Below are 17586 nucleotides of genomic sequence, written 5' to 3'. Positions count from 1 at the left end.
TAATCCCTGTAAAAGTTTGCCCATAATATCAGAGGGAGTTAACAAACCATCTTCCCAAAACCACCAATAAAGTAGGAGTACAGCTTATGGCAATAGCTCTTCCAATTCCCAGGTCAAACTCATGCCATAACAAAATGGCAAAAAACAAGTAAAACCCCAACCAGAAAATATAACTCAGCTCCTCCATATCCGACAGCCCCAATCCGAGAAAGGAGGGTTTTTGAAGCATTTCCGAAAGTGTTCCACCTTCTTCGATCCCATACAACACAAGTAGGTAAATCAGGCAATTAAGGAGAATGGGAATAAACGATATGGAAAGGACAAAGGCCAGCTTTTGGGCATTGATTTTTTCATCTAGCAGGGAAAACATCAGTCCGGATGTCAGCATGTAAAATACAAAGAGCATCAAAGGCACAAAAAGGGCAATCAGGTTGCTGATCCCCCGGAACAATCGGAACAGTTCCATACTTTCCAGTTCACCGGACTGAAGGGCATAGGACCTGCTGGATATCCAGTAAAACATAATGGAAAGTGTAAATATAACGATATAAGGCAGGTATTTTCTCATCCGGAGAAGCTGACATATACTTCCAAAACAGCGGCAAATAATAGGATGATCAGGGCGATGCCTGTCTGGACTAGGAACTTTTGGTATTCAAATACACAGCCCGTTCCAAGCATGAATTGTTTAAATAGGTATAAACCCAGATAAAACCCCAAGGAACAGGAAAGAATGATGGCCACGATTTCGATGGCATGAGGTAGCAGGTGTCTTATAATTAAGATAGACGAAAAATTATCCCCTGCCACAGATAGGGCATAACCCAATACGACACCATTGTAGAAAGTATTCAGCAAGGAAATGGCACCCAGGGAAAAACCACCACCTATATTGATCAGGGCGACCGATATATTGTTCCCGGCAATGGAACAGAACAACTTTGATTTGGAATCAGCCATCATTGCTACCGGAGGCTTGGCTTCCGATAGGCTAAAATCAAAATCAGAATCCATACAATACCCTACCAGCAGCCCAGTCAGGTAGACGGCGGCAGCTGATAGGGTAAGGTGTTTAGCGTTCATGGCTTACTACATACCGGCAGTGGCTCCTGCGATCATCCCTCCGGCAGGGCCTGCCACCATGCCAACGCCAAAGCCCCATGCGGCAGCATCGATAAGGCCAATGGCATTGATGGCCAATCCGGCTTCAGCCGAAGCGCCTCTTCGTGCGGCCAGGTAACTGATACCCGCCCAAACTTCTCCTTCTTTAGGCGCGGCTTGTTCCACACTTCCCATCGCAAAACTGCCACAGATGGCGAGTAGGATAACGAGACTTTTCATTTTAGTTTTCATACGTGTTTTGTTTTAGTGAATGAATCAAATAAAAAAGGAAATGGCTTTTGAAAATTTGGTGTTGTAATAGAGGTATAAGGATACCAGGCCAAATGCGGTGAGGGCATGGACGAATCCGACCAGGAATGCCATCACAAAATCTTCGTGCAGGTAGAATACAATTTGTTCGGGTACGACAAATGACAAAAACCCGATCACATAGCCCCAGGTGAAGGATTTGGTTTTCTGCGGAACCACAGCACCTCCGCACCTGGGACAGGCAAAGGCATGATCGTTTTTTACCTTCAGGATAACCCTAAAAGGCAGCTTTTTGTCACAATATGGGCAGGTGAACGATTCTTTTTTCTCCATAACTCTCAATCAGGGATGGACCTTAAGATCCCAAACCTCAGGTGTATTAAAATGTAAAACGATTGTTTAAATTTTCTAAACAATAATATAGAAAATAAACCTATTTTCAAAACAGTTATTTGATTTTTAGTAACAAAAGTATCGGATAGCTAAATTGATGTATTCTAAAACGATACATCCATGACAGATTTGGGCTTGTATTTAGCCAAAAGGACGGTAAACAAAGCGGAGGTGTCCAGGCGCACGGGCATAAGCAAATCCCGCCTTACTCAGTTGACTTCAAACGATTCCGCCAAACTCCGCGCCGACGAACTTTACCTGATCGCCCTGGCCATCAATGTGGATCCCGGGGAGATGTTTAAGGAGTTGTTTGGGGGGTTGGGGTTGAGGGATAGAAAAGAGTAGGGTTAATCTGTAACCGTGACAAATGGTGAAAAGGGTATTAATGGTTTTCAATTCCACCAGGTGAATAATTACAACAAGTTTATAGCAAAAAAGTATACAAAGGAGAAATAGGTGGAGATCTGGAACCAATACCGAAAAAAATAGATGGGGTGAGCGTTCGCTTACGAAGTAACGATTCATACCTGGCGAAAAGTCCACCGAAAATTTCACCTTGCCATATTATTAATACAGCAAAAATATGTCAAATAGGAATCAAAAATTTTGATTTTAATTTATACATTAATTTTAGTTTCTAAAATCATATTCAAAAATGATGTCGGTTGAAGGAAGTAGTTAGGGTTTTCTTCCAGTTTTTCCTTTATCAATATAAGTCCTCCGTTGGTGTACGATTCCATTGTTTTAATCAACAATTTTACCGCATCATCTTCGTCCAATTCTCCTTTTTCAAGTGCTACTAGGTCAATGTCTGTTTTTGCTAAAAGCGCAATAAACATATTTTCTTGTAAGTTGGTAAAGTCCTTACGTGTTGACACTGTTGTCTTGCTGCCCCAATGTTGAATATGGTGGCTAAAATCCGTTTTCTTTTCACCGTCAGGAATTGGGGCAAATTCATTGTTGTATAGCCCTAAGAAAAAAGCATAGGTGTATAATTCATAGTTGGTACTGAAATGCTTACCCAAATTGATTTTCTTCTCACCTTCTGCACCAAACTTTTGAGAAAGTGAAGTAAATAAGTCTTTATGTACCTCACTGTATTTTGGAATTCCAGCTTTCCATTTTTCAAATAAATTCTTCATCTTATAATGTGATTACTTGCGTGTTAATAGTTTTTAAATTATTTGGATCAAAAGGTCTTTCTAATTTCACCCAAAATGCCTTGTCTCTTCTGACATTTTCAAATTCTTTTTTGATAGAAAGCGTTTTTGTTACTTTGTCTGTGTGCAGAAAATCTTTGATTAAAAGAATTTTCTGATTCTCAGTTTCAAAAATTAGATTTAAGAATTGAGCTGTTTTGGTTTCTCCAAACGATGAAGTTGGAGCATCAAAAATCATTGGAAAATTTTCTTCTTTAATTTCAGATGCCAATTCAGAAATTGCAAATAAGATTGAAATATGCATTGAAGTTAACAATGATTGGTTTGGCTTATAGAAAGTCCTGCCATCTTCTTGCAACTCAACTTCAACTATTGTACGACTGACTTTATTTCGTCTTGTAAAAACTATTTTCCCAGTGAAAGCATCAATATTGATTGTCTTGAAAAAGTTGTTTGATTTAGTTTGAAGCTTCTCAATAAATTCATCAAATTTCTTTTCCTTAGTATCTATAAAAATAGTTTCAATGTCACGCAAGATGTTTCTTGTTTTAATCAAGAAAGAATTGGCTGAACTCGTATCAATTTTTTCTTTTTCTTTCCTTTTTACTTCTAATTCAGATTCAATACTTTTCAATTTAGATGTATAGTCCACTTGGTCTTGATTATACCGAGTTAAGTCGTTTTGCCAAGCATTATAATTTTTGTGAGCATTTTCAAGATCATCTTCTGCAATACTTGAATTTCCCAAAATTTTCTCTCTTTCCGTTTTTTCTCTTCCTAATTGCTCATTGAGTTCTTCAATATCTTTTTTTCGATCATCATTAAATTCAAATAATTCCTTGATTTTGGTTCTTATTAGTCTAAGATTTTTAAGGTTATCTTCATGGCTAATACTCAAATTATCAAGTCTATTTGTATAATCATATTTAAAAAGAGGTTCGTCTTTATCGGGTTCAAAATCTTCTGTAACTTGACTTTCTAAATACGTTTTCAGTCTTTTCATCATAAACTCGTATGCCTCAGAACCTTTTTCAGCTTTCCGATTGCATACTTTACAAATTTCATCATTCAACATTTCTTCCATTATAGCTTTTGAAGGAATGTTATTAGGGAGCGGAATAGCATTATTTAATAATTCTGCCTTGGCTTTTTTCTCTCCTTCTTTTATTCCTTTTTGTTTGTCAAACTCTGATTGAAGTTCTCTTCGGGTTTTGCTATGTGCTGTTACTTTTTCTGCAAACTCTTTATGAAATGGTTCAAAATTGACTAGAATCCAATTTTCATCAAATAAGGAAGTTGTATAATTTTCATCAATCTTTGCATTAAGCTTTGAAATATTTTCTTCTATCCCTTTGATTCGATTGTTTAAAATACCTAAGGCCTTGGCATTACTAACATATTTCTCGACTAATTGTAAATTACCTTTAACTTTTCTTATTTCTTCATCTGTTGAATCAAGATGAACTTTGAACGTTTCTCTTTTTCTATTTAAATCTATGATATCACCTTTCAGTCGTTTGTAAAGAGCCTCATTCTTCTTATCTGATCTGGAAGTGTCCTCAACCGCTTTTTCTGCTTTCTCTCGCAAAAAAGCACCTTTTTCAGAGTATTTATCGTAATGCTTCGCCTCCGAAAATAGGTTTATAAGGTTTGCTAATGCGCTATCACTTTCAAAAATATTGAGTTCAGCTTCTCCTTTAAACATTGAATATTTCCGAATCTGAAAAGGGAAGATTCTATCCAACAGGGTTTGACCATCAACTTGGGTCCTTTCACCCGAACTATTTTCGGAAATGCCTTCAATCATAAAACTTGAAATCGAACACTCATTTGCCTTTTCTTTTCTCGCAAGGAAAGATTTTGTTATTATACTCTTCTCTCCATATTGTTCTACGGTCATTGATACCCTTACACGAAAACTTTCTCCAATTTCCGTTTCATTCAGCTTTTTGGCAGAAACCAGCATATCTAATTCTAGATTCTCCCCATTGAAAAGCCAATCAATCGATTCAAAAAATTTTGTTTTCCCTTCTCCGTTTTCACCAAGGATAATGTTTAAGCCTTCCGATAATTCAAAAGTATTGGAATCGTAATAACAGAGGTAATTGTCGATTTGTATTTTTCTGATTATCATAAAGCCTCATTTAAAAATTGGGTAACTTGGTTTCGCAATACCGAATCCGTAACTGGTGAAGTTCCGTCCAATCCTTCTACTATTAAAGCCATTGCTTTAATGATCGGCTTGTCGGAGTTAAGGGCTTCTCTAACTGTAGAAGGCAATTCTTCTTTATTGAATTCATACTTGTTTTCAAGTAGCTCGTGGGTTAAAAAACTTTTGAGTATATCGTCTTTTCTTGCCATAAGAATAATTTTATAAATCGTTAAGGTTTAGGTTGTAGTAATCCAAAATGCTTTTCAGCGTTTCATACGTGTCGGTCTTGTTCATTGCCAGATTGGCAAAGTCAACCACTCGTTCCAATTCTTTTTTTACTAGACCTTTTTCCATTTCATAGGTGCTTTCGTCTGCTACTTCGGGTACAACTACTAAATCATGTATGGTTGCGTGAATTTTATCTTTGTGCAACCGCAAAACTCTTCCTCTTCTTTGGATAAACTGTCTTGGATTACCGGTACTTGCACAAAATATTGCTAGTTCGGAACGTGGTACATCCACACCTTCATCCAAACATTTCATTGAAGTCAATACGTGAATATTACTTTGTTCAAAGTTTTTTAGGATTTCCTCACGGTTGCTTGAACTTGCAGTAAACTGTTTCACCATCACAGAATCATCTGTTTGGCTAACTGCTCTTGTATATTCGTTAATCAACCTGTTTTCATCCTCTGTTTCAACGCTAAAATCCGTTTCGTCAAATTTTGATTCTACACCTTCAGGCACATAAATCAATGTATATTTTAGATTTTTTCGTTTATCAAACTCACTTCTTAGAATGGCTTTGAAAGCTTCTAATTTATTGGCTGCTTTGTGAATAATTCGTTTTCTTTCAAGGAGTTTCTTTTCAATTTCAGGAGTACTTCTGAAATTTCCTGTTTCTTTGTCAAATAAGCCCATGCGTAACAGTTGAAGAGAAAGCTCCTTGTACTTCTCCATTTCTGGGTCTGTGAGCTTTACTATATGCGGGTAGTAAGTGTAATTACAAAGCCATCCAATTTTTAAGGCTTCCTCCATTGAATAGGAAACAATGTATGGTGGCTCATCATTGAAAAACTCTTGAATGGCTTTATTCCCTGCTTCATCAAACTTCCTGTTTGGAGTTGCAGATAAGCCAATTCGTTTTTCAAGGTGAATGTTTGGCAACAATCTTAAAAGTCCTTGCGAACCAAAATTGTGCGTTTCATCTGCAATTAAAATAGTGTCTTTGGGAAGTTGAGTAAAGTAGCTTTGAAACTTAGGCCTTGGTAATGAAGCATAAGTTACAATAACGATATACGAAGTATCAATTAGTTTTGAAGCCGTATTGAAAAACGCAAGATTCTTATCCCAATTCTCTTTTGAACTGACCGTAATAATGTTTTTAAAATTGAATTTGCCACATTCTTTTTTCCATTGTTCCACCAATGCGGTTGTTGGAACCGTAATAATTGCTCTATAAACCCCTGTTTTCTTATATTCATTCAATAGGCAATTGAGTGAAGTAATTGTTTTACCTGTACCTGTTGCCATTGCAAACATTCCCTTGTAATTATTGGCTACCCAACTGTTGTAAGCATTAATCTGATATTCTCTCGGGCCTTCTGAATATGGGAATTTTGGAGTTCGTCTAATAATCTCAATTTCACTAAAAAGTTTCGTGATTGTTTTTTTCAGTTTGGGGTTTGAAATCAAACTCTGCTTTTTTTTAAGTAGTTGTTCTTCCTGAACCAACAATTCATTAATGTCTTTCTTACCGAATCTGTCTTTGAGAACAACTTCAATATCACTTACTGGTATATATTCTACATCTTCATCTTTCTCAGCGAAATAGTCATCAATGAGTTTAAGTTGCTTTTTAATCAGTTTGTTTGACCTACCATTTTCCCAACTCAAAAAAGCTTCCAGTTGTTCCATGTTTTCAGAAAGACCATAATAGGTAAAGTTGCAAGATGCTTGATAGCCAACAACATCTTGACCATCACTAAAAATGCCTGATTTGTAATGGGCTATTCCTTTTCCGATTTTGGGTTTGATAACCTTTATTTCAATGCGTTTTTCAGCTATTAAATATGCCAAACATTCAAAAAAGTGTGTATCATATTCATCAAGTACTCTTCCTAGCGAAACAATATCCGTTAAATCAAATACTCTTATTTCATTTGGATTATCTTCTACTCGGGAAATAGCTTCTTTATCCTTTGCCGAAAGCAAATGATTGATAACCATTTTCATTTTCCCGCCCTTACTGATAAAAGTGGCAAAGCCAACAGAAAGTAGATTTATAGCGGAAGAACTGAAATAACCTAACAATAAACGAAACTCGTTGCTATTGGCTAATCCATCCAAATAAAATTGCAAAGGTTCGTTTTCTGAACCTGTTTTGTAATCTCTATCTATTGACCAATCGCAATCTTTAAGCATATTTAAAATTTGGTTGTGTTAGTTCTTTGATTTTGCTAATCACTGTTTCTATGTCTTCAATTGAGTTGTATTTTCCCAATGAAAAACGGAGAGAGGCAAAGGCTTCATCATCACTTAATCCCATAGCTTTCAAAACGTGTGAAGGTTCAACAACAGCCGATGAACAAGCCGAACCGTTGGAAACGGCAATATTTTTCATTCTGCCTATCAAAACATTGGCATCTTGACCTTTGAAACAAATATTTGTAGTGTTGTAAATTTTGTTTTCTGAATCGCCATTTAGTGCGGTATTTGGCAGTTTTAATAACTCTGTTTCGAGTTTGTCTCTCAATGCAGAAATGTTTCTTTGATTCAAAGCCATTTCTTCACTGGCTATTTCACAAGCTTTTGCCAAGGCGATTATTCCAGGAACATTGAGTGTACCACTTCTCAAACCTTGTTCGTGACCACCTCCGTGCATTTGAGGGGTGAGTTTTGTTTTATTTCTTAAATACAAGACTCCGATCCCTTTTGGTGCGTACATTTTATGTCCGCTAAAGCAAAGTAAATCAATACCTAAATCAACTACATCAATTTCTATTTTACCAACCGCTTGCGTAGCATCTGTCATAAACAAAGCTCCTTTTTCGTGAGCTAGTTTAGAAATTTCTTTGATGGGTTGAATTACTCCAGTTTCGTTATTGACATACATCACTGAAACTAAAACAGTATCAGGGCGGATGGCTTTTTGAAGTTCGGTCAAATTTATCAGTCCAGTAGGCTGTACAGGTAAGTAAGTGACCTCAAAGCCCTTCCTTTCTAAATCCTTGCTTGTGTCTAAAACCGCTTTATGTTCGGTTGAAACGGTGATGATGTGCTTACCTTTGTTGGAGTAGCTTTCCGAAACTCCTTTGATAGCAATATTTATGGCTTCTGTTGCTCCACTTGTAAAAATAAGTTCGTTGGGTTCTGCATTGATAAAGTTAGCTATTTGCTCACGAGCTTGTTTTACTTTTTCATTGATGCTTTGACCAAAATGATGGGTGCTGCTTGGATTGGCAAAGTTGTCCTTTAAAAAAGGCAAGATTGCATCTAGCACCCTTGAATCGATAGGGGTGGTGGAGTTGTAGTCTAAGTATAATATATGTTCCAAATATGCCATCTATTTTATGCGTAATCGTGTAATCTTAGTTATTTAGCAAATCGTTCCATTTGAAAATTTTATTTTCTTTTATAGCTTTTCTTGTATGCGAAATTTTACCAAGCAACGTTTCTGCATCAGAATTTCTTTCTAACTCAAAAACAGAATTGTATTTTTTCAAAATTTCAAATATGACTTTGCACTTGGATTTATTGGTTTCAAAGAAAGAATATAAATCACCAATATTTTTAAAATCAAGTTTGTCAAGTTTATTTAACAATGTGATAAGATTATCAGTAATTTCTTTTTTACTTCTTTTGAATGCAGCATCTATATTGCAATTAAAGAAGTCTTGAAGTTTTTGTTTTAAAATAGTTACTTCTGTTGCATATTGAGAATACAAATCGCTCAATACATTATCTAATTGCTGTTCTGTGAATTTATCATCCAACCAGTAAAGTAAAACTAATAAATCAACAGAGTCTTTTATGTGTCCGATTTGCTGATAATGAAAAAATGATGAGAAATATTCTTTTGCAGGATAATCATCTGTATAGAAAAATACTTTTTTTTCACAAAATCTGCTAAGATATAGAGCATAAGCACTAGAATACAATTCTCCGTTTAATTTTTTGGTGTAATTAGTTACAGTTTTTATTCTCTCAAAATAATCACTCCCTACATCTTTTAGCAATTCGCTATTGTCGTTTTTCTTTCCTCTGAAAAAAGTTAATTTTTGGTCAATAGTTTTTTCAACCCCATTTCTATCTACGACAACATTGTCAATTCCCTTTCTTACATTAGCCTTTATTTCATCAAAAACAGTATCATTTATATGAACTTCAAGTTTGTCCATTTTTTTCAATAAGAAATCATCCTCATCAATATGAATAAGGTTTATTGCAGTACAAGCATCTAGCAAACAACAAATATTATTCATACTCCCTATTCTTTATGCCAAATGATTTCTTGTTTGTAACTATTAAAAACTTCGGTATTGATTGGACATTTTTCGTCCATATCAGAAAGTTCAAGAAGCATTGATAATGATTCATTAAATTGCCTTAAAGAAACATTCCCTAACTCTATTATCAAACTGTTAATTACGTTTTCCTCAAATGGGAAATAAGGATTATCATCAGTTCCTTCTCTGAAAAGACCTATTAATTCTCGCAAATACTCTTTGAATACTTCGGGGTTAGGCAAATCAAAACTGATTCTTTCTTTTATCCTTGATTTAACGCTTTCATAAACGTATTGTCCTAAATCTTCCACAGAAATTAATGCTGATTGAGTAAGATTCAAAAACAGTAGCAAATTATTGGAGACATTATCCAAAATCTCTCTGATGAAATTATTAGTCTTATCAATGTTCGCATTGTTTAATACTGCAATGTCTTCAAACTCATCAATCCAAAGAATTACACAAGAATACTTTTGTTTGTTATAAGTTAAACACGAAAACAATCCCGCTAAAATTGAACTGTAATCAGTATCGTCTTTCAATGAACGTAAAATACCAGAAGCATTTAGTGATTTCAACTCTGTGGCATTCATATTCCCGTACAGATACTTTTTTATATCTAAGTGCTGTATGTCAGAATTAAAAATAGCCTTCAAAACACTTTGGATATGAAGGTTTGTGCCGATTGAATCAATATAAGTATTCACATCACCAACAATATCAGAAAAAGTGTTTCTTAACTCTTCAATGTTAAGTTTGTCAATTATAGAAATGTAAATGCTATAAATAGGCTCTTTACCTTTTGGTAATGATATAACCGTTGAATAAGGAATAGCTTTTCCTGCTTTTTCTGCAAGTGCTTGTAAAACATCTTTCTTATTAAAAAATCTTGCAGCGTGTGTTTTACCACTTCCATATTCTCCCCAATTTAAAACCAAAGTAGAGTTAGGTATTCTGATACTGCGTTCAATTCTTTTTTCAAATTTTTCTTTTACATCTTTGAACCCTGCCCAAACTAATTCGTCAGGGTTTGTTGCAGGTGTTAAACGAAATGGATTCGTTTTTAACTTGTATGTTGCTTTAAAGTCTGCCATTTTTTTATTATTTTTTTTGGATGTAGCCGTCTTGATACTGTTCTTGATATTTGAATATGAATTTATCTTGCTCTTTCTCAGACAACTTATTAAGGATAAAGCTATAACCCACTTTTATTTTGTTGTCCATATAAAGTTTATATTTGGTGTAGTTAGCTGCCTGAGAGGCTGTAACCCTATTTGGGGCGAGCGTTTTAAAAATTTCAAAACTATTTTCAATGTGCTTGTATATTCGGTCTAATATTGACTTTATATCATCCGGGTTAGAAACAATATTGTTGTTGAAACAGTCATCAAAAAGATGAATCATAAAATTGTCAAGAAATTTAGACGGTGATATTATTTTTTCAGTGTTAATATCATTCCATATACATAAGTGCCTAAATAAGTTTTCACCTGTTTTTTCTATATTGTATTCATTTTTGGAATTATCGAAACTTATAATTCCAAAATCCAACATCCAATTTAACCGAGGCATAATTAAATGTTCCAAATACACCTCCGGCTTTTCCCATTTTCTAATTCTGTTTAAAATAATATCAAGCTTACTCACTACCTTTCTATCTGTGTTGAATGTTGGGCTTTTATACCCCTGAAAAGAATATTGATTTTGCTTTTTATATTCTTCCAAACTTTTGATTAATTTGGATTGAAACTCACTAACAATTTTTGAGTAGGTTACTTTTTCTTCAATATAAATTAACTCCAAAAGATTGCTGAAATAGAAATAATCATATCTTAAAATACACTCTAAAAAATACATTTTGTCAAATGTGGTTAATTCGAAAATATTTGAAGAATTACTATAGTCTTTTTTTAATGCTTGATATACTTTCAAGGATTTACCAACATAGAGTATGTTATTTATTTTGTTTAACAATTCAATGTCAATTGCCATTTCTAGGTATGGCTTAGCTGAAATCCCATTTTTAGTTTCTTTAATTAACCCTTTGTTAAATTCACTATTATCTAAAACATCCTTATATTTTAAACAGAAGGTTTCAAATCTCTTATTGATATTACTAGTTGGAATTTGCTTGTTTTCATCCAGGAAAAGTGATAAAATTTTAAAATAACCCAAACGTCTAACTTTTGTGTTGGTTGATAAAATAGGTGGGTTTTTATCATCTTTTATCGGCTGATTCTTGTGCAGAAAAATTGAATAGAACTCAGGTATATTTATTGGGTTAAATCGAATCGTAAATATGTGTTTCGCAAATTCAATGTTCCACCAGAATCTTTTATCAATATCAATTTTGAAGTTGTAATATTCATAATCACCACACATTGGGTCGCTGTAATCTATTTCAGTATTGTAGTTAAGAATAGGACAAAAATCGTTTTGAAAAGATTTTATTCTACGAATTAATGAAAACATTTCATTGCTAATAGATCTCGCATCTGTATATGTTAAAATATCTTCTCTCGAATTTAACTGTTCAGAGCATCCTTTTAATGTTAGCAAAGAAAACTCAATATCACTATTTAGAAGTTTTTCAATTTCAGCTAAATTATTGATAGGCTCAAAAGAAGAATCTTCTTCTTTTGTGGTAAAAGAATAAACAACAACAACATCACCCAAGTCGAACGATAATTCGTTTTGGTCAATCCATCCCTGATGACAATTATTCAAATAATATTCTAAAACCTCTTTCATCTATTATATAAAACAAGCCGCACAACCTTCACCCTCTGTATCATCCAAGATGTCCACTAGGTAAGGTGATTTTGCTTTTGGCTTTCTTTCCATTCTTTTTACATACTCTTCTTTGATGGCAGCCATTCTTTCAGGCTGAATCAATTCTTCAAGACTTTCACCCTGTCCCCAAGTGTAGCCGTCTTTTTCATATTCCATTGCTTTTTTGTACAATTCAGGATGTTGTTCATAAAGCCATACCCATTCAATCTTTTGTTGGAAAAAGCAAAAGAAACAACCCGAACGGCTTCTCGCATATTGTCCCTTCTTTCCATTGATATCAAAATCAATCTTATTATAATACGCAGGAACACCAACACCACTTTCTTCTAGTATTCTGAAAATATCTTCTCGAACCAATACTTCATCATTGTCCAATAGTGGAAATTCAGTTTCTGTTGCTAAAGGGTAATCAGTTGTTTTTAAAAAATCGAAAACCAAATGATTAAAAGCTTTTACATTGGCATCCAATAAAATATTCAACTTTTGGTCAAGGGTAAAGCTTGCATCTACTTTTTTTGATAGGGTTTGAAATGCTTTTTCTTGATTTTTGCCAAAGTCAATGTTCTTAGCCATGGTCAAAAGTTGCTCCATATTTTGATTAGAAAGTAATTTCGTGACCACATCTTGGCTCCAAATATTTTTTCTGAATGGAAAAATGGATTGTATGTTTTTCTTAGTTGATATATAACCCTCGCGTTCTTCATCTCCCCTGATACCCACATAAGAAATAACCTGATCGTCTCCAACGTATTTTTCAAAAGGTTCAAGCTTCAATTTCTTGGTACACCAGCGCGCTTGTGATGAAGGCAGAAATCCCCCGTACATTTTCAAAAAATGATCGAATGGATCTTCGGAACTGTTTTGTGCGCCTTGTAAAAGTTCAATCTTGATTCCAAGATATACCTCAAGGTTCTTTATCAATTGATAGGTTTCATCTAATTCTTTTCCTGTGTCACAGGTATAGAATTCCAAATCAATAGAAGGGTATTTTGTTTTGACATAAATAACCAAAGCAGCACTGTCTTTCCCTCCTGATATGCCTAATACGTGTCTTATTTTGCTCATTGTAATAATTCTTTAAGTAGGTTCAAGACAGCCGCAATGTTGGATGTATTGTCTTTGCCCAATTTGTTTTTCAATTCATTCTTCAATTGTTCAATTTCTTTACTTTTGCTCTTTGGTACTCGAACCACTTTGGGGTCAATTTTGCTGAAAAATGAATCGATTTTAACTCCGATCACCTCTTCCTTACTTTCATCAATGTCAGATCTGGAAATTTTAGTCAAACTATCTAGTTCGAGAATCATTGACTTAAATCGTTCGTAAAGCTGGATTTCATCTTCGTCAGAAAATGCTTCTAAAGTTTTTCCAGTTACTGCTTGTACTATTGAATTCAACCAAGCCTTTCGATCATCAAGCGGTGAATCTAAACGCTGTACAAAAGTCTTTTGGTTACTTAAAAGCATATGTTTTTTCAGCTTTGAAAATCGTTTTTGAAGATATTCTTTGTATTCATCAAAGTCAGCAGTTTTCCCAACAAACTCACTGCAAATGAAATCTTCGAAACGCTTTACTAACTCATCATAAGCAGTTCGTAGTTCTCTTACTCCATCCTGCAAACTCGTAGTAAAGTTTTGAAGTTTTGACTTGTCTTGCTGCAAAGAAGAAAGAGTCAATCCTAAAGCACTTGGAAATGCTTCAAAGAATGTTTTCTCCGGGTCTTTACTAGTGGCAATCGCTTTTCTAATCTTGATAGCTGAAGGTGAAAGTCTTTTTGTGTTCTTAGTGTATTCTGGTAACTGTTTGTAGAAAACAATAAAAGGCTTGATGGTTTCTATAAACGAATTGTTGTCAAATTTCTGTTCGGTAGCAATATTCAAAAATGTTCGGTAGCTGTTGAAGATATCGAGCTTTACGCCTTCAATATCAAATGTTTTAATAGAATATTTTTCAGGGTATTTTGCTATCAATTCTAAATTTTCCTCTGAAAGATTAGGGATGTAACTATCTTCACCGAATACCGCAAAATCATCACGCTTTAAAAACAAGAAGGTGGGAACCCAAAAATCAATCAAGCCTTGCTTGAGTTTAAATGGACGCTTGCTTAAAAGTTCACTTAGCTCTGAAACTTTCAGTTGCTCTGATTTGGCACTTTCTAAAAAGTCTTCTGATGCTCTCCAGAGTTTGAAAAAGCTTGATTTCTTATCAATTGAAATTACGTCTGTTGCATTTTCGCGAATGGGTGAAATCTCATTTTCTTTTAGCAATGAAAGATAAATGGTCTTTTCAGGAGGAAATTTCGAGTCTTCAAAACCTAGATTTTCTTTATCCCAATCATTGGCTAATGCTTTAAAATAATTGCGTTTAGCCGTATGGATAGAAGAAGATATTTTATGTTTGTTTACCAATTCATTTTTGAAAATAGGTGTGGCATCATATACCAGGCTACAAACCTGAGAAAGCAATTTGTTGAAGTCCTTTTTATCAGCAACGTTCTTTTCCTCTCCATTGAAAAACCATTTTACTTCTTTACTCCCTGAGTAAATACTGTCAGTTATATAGTGATTGAGTAATCGGGTTTGAGACTCAACAATATTTTCCAATTCTCTTTTAGCTACTTTATCATCCTTGTTTTCTTCAAGAACCTTTTTAATTTTTTCGATTTCAAATAACAAGTTCTTTATCTCAGCCGAATTTTTAAAAAAACAATAAATAATGGCTTCCTCCTGTAATTTCGATTTATTTTGAATATCGCTTTCTTTCAGCTTGCTATTAAAAACAAGATTTACAATGCCATCAATTTCACCTTCTGGAATTTTTTTGGTTTCGGGATAGTCTGAAATAATAAATTCAAAATATCTCGGAGTTCCTGTTGCAAAGGAATATTGTTTGGCAAAAACTGGATTAAATTGAATATGTTTATTCAGAAGAGTTGTAATATCAACCACTTCCGAAATTTTATTTCCCGCTTCAATCAATGCAGTTTGAATGTCTAAATCTGTTCCTTCAAAAAGAATAAATCGTTTTGAATGGGAACGATAGCGGATAATATTCTTGGCTTCAAGATTTTTTATAATATCATTGGCATCTGAAACTCCACAAGCAGTTTTCAAATAATCAACAAAGAAATTCAAATCCAAGATTGAACCACTTGCTGAGAAGATATTCAAAAGTCCAATCGTTTTTACCGCTTTGATGTAACCATTGATATTTGAGTCAAATGCTCTTTCCACTTCTTCTATTGAAGAACGAATCGAGCTCCAAGCAGAAAAATCGGGGTTGTATTTTGAGGTTAAAAAGGAATAGAAATTGAAATTGAGGTAATCGTAAACATTTGACAGATTGTAAAACGGATTTTCCTGTTTGTTGAATTTCGCCAAACCTGTATGGTCTGATGATTCAAGAAATGAAAACAATGAACGTTCATTTTGCCCGTATCGTTGCAATGATAACGTGAGAATATTGGCAGAAAGAATATCAAGCGGATATAGCTTTGAAGCAATTTCTTTAAGGAAATCTTTATTGAAGTTGAAGGCTTTCGTTTCAGTTGTAAGTTTCAAACATTTTTCAATTTCTGATTTTGAAGTCTTGGTTTCAAAATTCTCAGCAACATATTCCGAAGCTAAAAACAAAAGCTGTTCAACAGGTTCGTTAAAAGTAATTTCACGAAAACGACCTTTTACCTTAGTCCATTCTTGCTGTTGCGTTTTGCTTAGTGAATAAGCATACGATTCCAAACTTTGGTGAACAGTGGTAATTAAAACAATATTGTGCTTTGGATTATTACAAAACTCTGCCAATTGCTGAACAAAATAAAGTTCTTTTTCAGGATTGTGTTTACTTGCGTACTCCAAAAACTTACCAAATTCGTCAATCAGAATAAATAAAATTTTGTTCTCCTTTCCAATGGAATGATAACGATTAAATATTTCTGAAAGAATATTTTCTTGTTGATTCTTGTTTGTTTGAACCTCAAAAGCATCTGCAAATTGTTCTACAATAGAAGCGTATGAGCCAACAATTTTTGCAAAATCGTACTTTGGATTTATTAAGAAATTAGGTTCAAAATATCGTTTTGTTCCTTTGATGCTCTGCTCAAATGCTAATAGGAAAGAAGATTTTCCTGTACCATAAGTACCAACCACACTAAAAGAGCGAATGCCTTTTTTAAAGTCATTAACTATTTGGCTAACAACTTGTCTAGCATTAGGTGTTGGGATGTAGTTGAAATCCCTATCAGTGTCCCTGATAATATTTACCGATGTTGTGAAATTATTTGCCATAGTAATTATCTAAAATTGTGTATGCGTCTGATTTTGTCTTGAATTGCAACTCTTTTATCCCTGCTTGGTCAGTAAAAGTGATGTCTTTGAAATCATCAACTATATCAGAGATTTTATTCATCAAACCCGAACGATTTAAGGCGAATATTGAACCCGGACTATTCCAATCGAATTCTAAAGAATTTAAACTGATTGAGTTTCCGTAATTTGGATTGTCAAGTATTGCATATAAAACGATTGACTCAGGAAGATTGTCTCTTTCTGAGGTTTCAATAAAGTACTCTTCTTTCTTTTTTGTTTTTCCGTTTTCGTCTTTAAAAGATTTGTATATGAGTTTTAGCAAACCTAATTCTGATAAAATTCCAGAAAAGCTATCCTCAACATCATTACTTTCAGAGTCACTTTTATAAAGGTTTGTAAAAACGATAAAATCTTTAGCAACCGTATTTTCATTGAAATTCAAATCGGGATTGCTTTCGCCAATTCTCTTCACATAGTTCACAAAGGTTTCTTTGTTAAAGAAAAGTTTCTCTTTTCTGAATTCGTTGAAAATGATGGAGTAAATAGAAGCAAAACCATTTTTCACTAATTGATAATGCAAAAGCCAAAGACTTGCTTCATCCTCCAAAAATGGGTCATAGCCATTATTGTCATCAAATAGTCGTTTGCCAAATTCAGTTGGAATGTCTTTGTTGTCAATAATGTTGAAAGCCTTCAGCCAAAAACGAATGGATGAAACCATATTTTTCCCAACTCCAAGCTGTACAACTGAATCTTCGTCATTAAAATTATTCCCTTCTTGAACAAAATCATACCCTTTTTTCAGCCATAGTTGTCGGCAATGGAAAGAATCGTGGCCAGAGAAGGTAAATTTTGTGATTTCTGTACTTTCTAAAATCATCTCTTTGTGTGGAAAATTATTTTAT

Annotated in this window: 16 protein-coding genes; 1 reads left to right on the top strand and 15 read right to left on the bottom strand. The window is 34.2% G+C overall.

Annotated elements, in window-relative coordinates:
* Positions 1 to 28: 28 nt before the first annotated feature.
* From G9Q97_RS06205 to G9Q97_RS06190, 4 genes are read right to left on the bottom strand one after another with little or no spacing between them, the layout of a single operon-like run.
* Positions 29 to 523: a hypothetical protein gene (locus tag G9Q97_RS06205; protein ID WP_166144223.1), complete on the bottom strand. Its 495-nt coding sequence runs from the start codon at positions 521 to 523 to the stop codon at positions 29 to 31.
* 41 nt (positions 524 to 564) lie between these two features.
* Positions 565 to 1083: a stage II sporulation protein M gene (locus tag G9Q97_RS06200; RefSeq protein WP_166144222.1), complete on the bottom strand. Its 519-nt coding sequence runs from the start codon at positions 1081 to 1083 to the stop codon at positions 565 to 567.
* Between the two features lie 6 nt (positions 1084 to 1089).
* Positions 1090 to 1353 carry a hypothetical protein gene (locus G9Q97_RS06195; RefSeq protein ID WP_166144221.1) on the bottom strand — a complete coding sequence of 88 codons (264 nt, stop codon included), beginning with the start codon at positions 1351 to 1353 and terminating at the stop codon, positions 1090 to 1092.
* A gap of 24 nt (positions 1354 to 1377) precedes the next feature.
* Complete coding sequence (locus G9Q97_RS06190) at positions 1378 to 1704, bottom strand: hypothetical protein (RefSeq protein WP_166144220.1); 327 nt, start codon at positions 1702 to 1704, stop codon at positions 1378 to 1380.
* A 180-nt stretch (positions 1705 to 1884) separates the two neighbouring features.
* Between G9Q97_RS06190 and G9Q97_RS06185 the strand changes: the two genes are divergently transcribed.
* Positions 1885 to 2109, top strand: a complete 225-nt coding sequence (locus G9Q97_RS06185) for a helix-turn-helix domain-containing protein (RefSeq protein WP_166144219.1) — start codon at positions 1885 to 1887, stop codon at positions 2107 to 2109.
* Between the two features lie 272 nt (positions 2110 to 2381).
* Here the strand turns inward: G9Q97_RS06185 and G9Q97_RS06180 are convergent, their stop codons facing one another.
* The 11 genes from G9Q97_RS06180 to G9Q97_RS06130 are packed head-to-tail and all read right to left on the bottom strand — an operon-like array spanning position 2382 to position 17561.
* Positions 2382 to 2906 (bottom strand): glycoside hydrolase family 15, encoded by a 525-nt coding sequence (locus G9Q97_RS06180; RefSeq protein WP_166144218.1) that lies wholly within the window; start codon positions 2904 to 2906, stop codon positions 2382 to 2384.
* A gap of 1 nt (position 2907) precedes the next feature.
* Positions 2908 to 5058, bottom strand: a complete 2151-nt coding sequence (locus tag G9Q97_RS06175; RefSeq protein ID WP_166144217.1) for an AAA family ATPase — start codon at positions 5056 to 5058, stop codon at positions 2908 to 2910.
* Positions 5055 to 5285, bottom strand: coding sequence for a hypothetical protein (locus tag G9Q97_RS06170; protein ID WP_166144216.1), 231 nt, complete (start codon positions 5283 to 5285; stop codon positions 5055 to 5057). Before G9Q97_RS06170 ends, G9Q97_RS06175 begins: the two co-directional genes overlap by 4 nt.
* A gap of 10 nt (positions 5286 to 5295) precedes the next feature.
* Entirely contained in the window at positions 5296 to 7500 is a 2205-nt protein-coding gene (locus G9Q97_RS06165) for a DEAD/DEAH box helicase family protein (RefSeq protein WP_166144215.1), read from the bottom strand.
* The gene (locus G9Q97_RS06160; protein WP_166144214.1) at positions 7493 to 8641 is read right to left on the bottom strand and encodes a cysteine desulfurase family protein; all 1149 of its coding nucleotides are present in this window, start codon (positions 8639 to 8641) and stop codon (positions 7493 to 7495) included. The genes G9Q97_RS06165 and G9Q97_RS06160 overlap by 8 nt, the downstream gene beginning before the upstream one ends.
* A gap of 25 nt (positions 8642 to 8666) precedes the next feature.
* Positions 8667 to 9560, bottom strand: a complete 894-nt coding sequence (locus tag G9Q97_RS06155; protein WP_166144213.1) for a hypothetical protein — start codon at positions 9558 to 9560, stop codon at positions 8667 to 8669.
* A 5-nt stretch (positions 9561 to 9565) separates the two neighbouring features.
* Positions 9566 to 10678, bottom strand: coding sequence for a hypothetical protein (locus G9Q97_RS06150; RefSeq protein ID WP_166144212.1), 1113 nt, complete (start codon positions 10676 to 10678; stop codon positions 9566 to 9568).
* A 7-nt stretch (positions 10679 to 10685) separates the two neighbouring features.
* Complete coding sequence (locus G9Q97_RS06145; protein ID WP_166144211.1) at positions 10686 to 12335, bottom strand: hypothetical protein; 1650 nt, start codon at positions 12333 to 12335, stop codon at positions 10686 to 10688.
* A 3-nt stretch (positions 12336 to 12338) separates the two neighbouring features.
* Positions 12339 to 13442: a phosphoadenosine phosphosulfate reductase family protein gene (locus G9Q97_RS06140; protein ID WP_166144210.1), complete on the bottom strand. Its 1104-nt coding sequence runs from the start codon at positions 13440 to 13442 to the stop codon at positions 12339 to 12341.
* A complete protein-coding gene (locus G9Q97_RS06135; RefSeq protein ID WP_166144209.1) occupies positions 13439 to 16660 on the bottom strand; it encodes a hypothetical protein in 3222 nt (1073 codons plus the stop codon). The genes G9Q97_RS06140 and G9Q97_RS06135 overlap by 4 nt, the downstream gene beginning before the upstream one ends.
* A complete protein-coding gene (locus G9Q97_RS06130; protein ID WP_166144208.1) occupies positions 16650 to 17561 on the bottom strand; it encodes a DUF4007 family protein in 912 nt (303 codons plus the stop codon). Before G9Q97_RS06130 ends, G9Q97_RS06135 begins: the two co-directional genes overlap by 11 nt.
* Positions 17562 to 17586: the final 25 nt, after the last annotated feature.

The sequence above is a fragment of the Cyclobacterium plantarum genome, assembly GCF_011290685.1.
GTDB lineage: Bacteria > Bacteroidota > Bacteroidia > Cytophagales > Cyclobacteriaceae > Cyclobacterium > Cyclobacterium plantarum.
This window is presented reverse-complemented; position numbering and strand designations above follow the sequence as displayed.

Coding starts and splice junctions, on each gene's coding strand:
- G9Q97_RS06205 (WP_166144223.1), bottom strand. CDS start 523: ATGTTTTACTGGATATCCAGCAGGTCCTATGCCCTTCAGTCCGGTGAA.
- G9Q97_RS06200 (WP_166144222.1), bottom strand. CDS start 1,083: ATGAACGCTAAACACCTTACCCTATCAGCTGCCGCCGTCTACCTGACT.
- G9Q97_RS06195 (WP_166144221.1), bottom strand. CDS start 1,353: ATGAAAACTAAAATGAAAAGTCTCGTTATCCTACTCGCCATCTGTGGC.
- G9Q97_RS06190 (WP_166144220.1), bottom strand. CDS start 1,704: ATGGAGAAAAAAGAATCGTTCACCTGCCCATATTGTGACAAAAAGCTG.
- G9Q97_RS06185 (WP_166144219.1), top strand. CDS start 1,885: ATGACAGATTTGGGCTTGTATTTAGCCAAAAGGACGGTAAACAAAGCG.
- G9Q97_RS06180 (WP_166144218.1), bottom strand. CDS start 2,906: ATGAAGAATTTATTTGAAAAATGGAAAGCTGGAATTCCAAAATACAGT.
- G9Q97_RS06175 (WP_166144217.1), bottom strand. CDS start 5,058: ATGATAATCAGAAAAATACAAATCGACAATTACCTCTGTTATTACGAT.
- G9Q97_RS06170 (WP_166144216.1), bottom strand. CDS start 5,285: ATGGCAAGAAAAGACGATATACTCAAAAGTTTTTTAACCCACGAGCTA.
- G9Q97_RS06165 (WP_166144215.1), bottom strand. CDS start 7,500: ATGCTTAAAGATTGCGATTGGTCAATAGATAGAGATTACAAAACAGGT.
- G9Q97_RS06160 (WP_166144214.1), bottom strand. CDS start 8,641: ATGGCATATTTGGAACATATATTATACTTAGACTACAACTCCACCACC.
- G9Q97_RS06155 (WP_166144213.1), bottom strand. CDS start 9,560: ATGAATAATATTTGTTGTTTGCTAGATGCTTGTACTGCAATAAACCTT.
- G9Q97_RS06150 (WP_166144212.1), bottom strand. CDS start 10,678: ATGGCAGACTTTAAAGCAACATACAAGTTAAAAACGAATCCATTTCGT.
- G9Q97_RS06145 (WP_166144211.1), bottom strand. CDS start 12,335: ATGAAAGAGGTTTTAGAATATTATTTGAATAATTGTCATCAGGGATGG.
- G9Q97_RS06140 (WP_166144210.1), bottom strand. CDS start 13,442: ATGAGCAAAATAAGACACGTATTAGGCATATCAGGAGGGAAAGACAGT.
- G9Q97_RS06135 (WP_166144209.1), bottom strand. CDS start 16,660: ATGGCAAATAATTTCACAACATCGGTAAATATTATCAGGGACACTGAT.
- G9Q97_RS06130 (WP_166144208.1), bottom strand. CDS start 17,561: ATGATTTTAGAAAGTACAGAAATCACAAAATTTACCTTCTCTGGCCAC.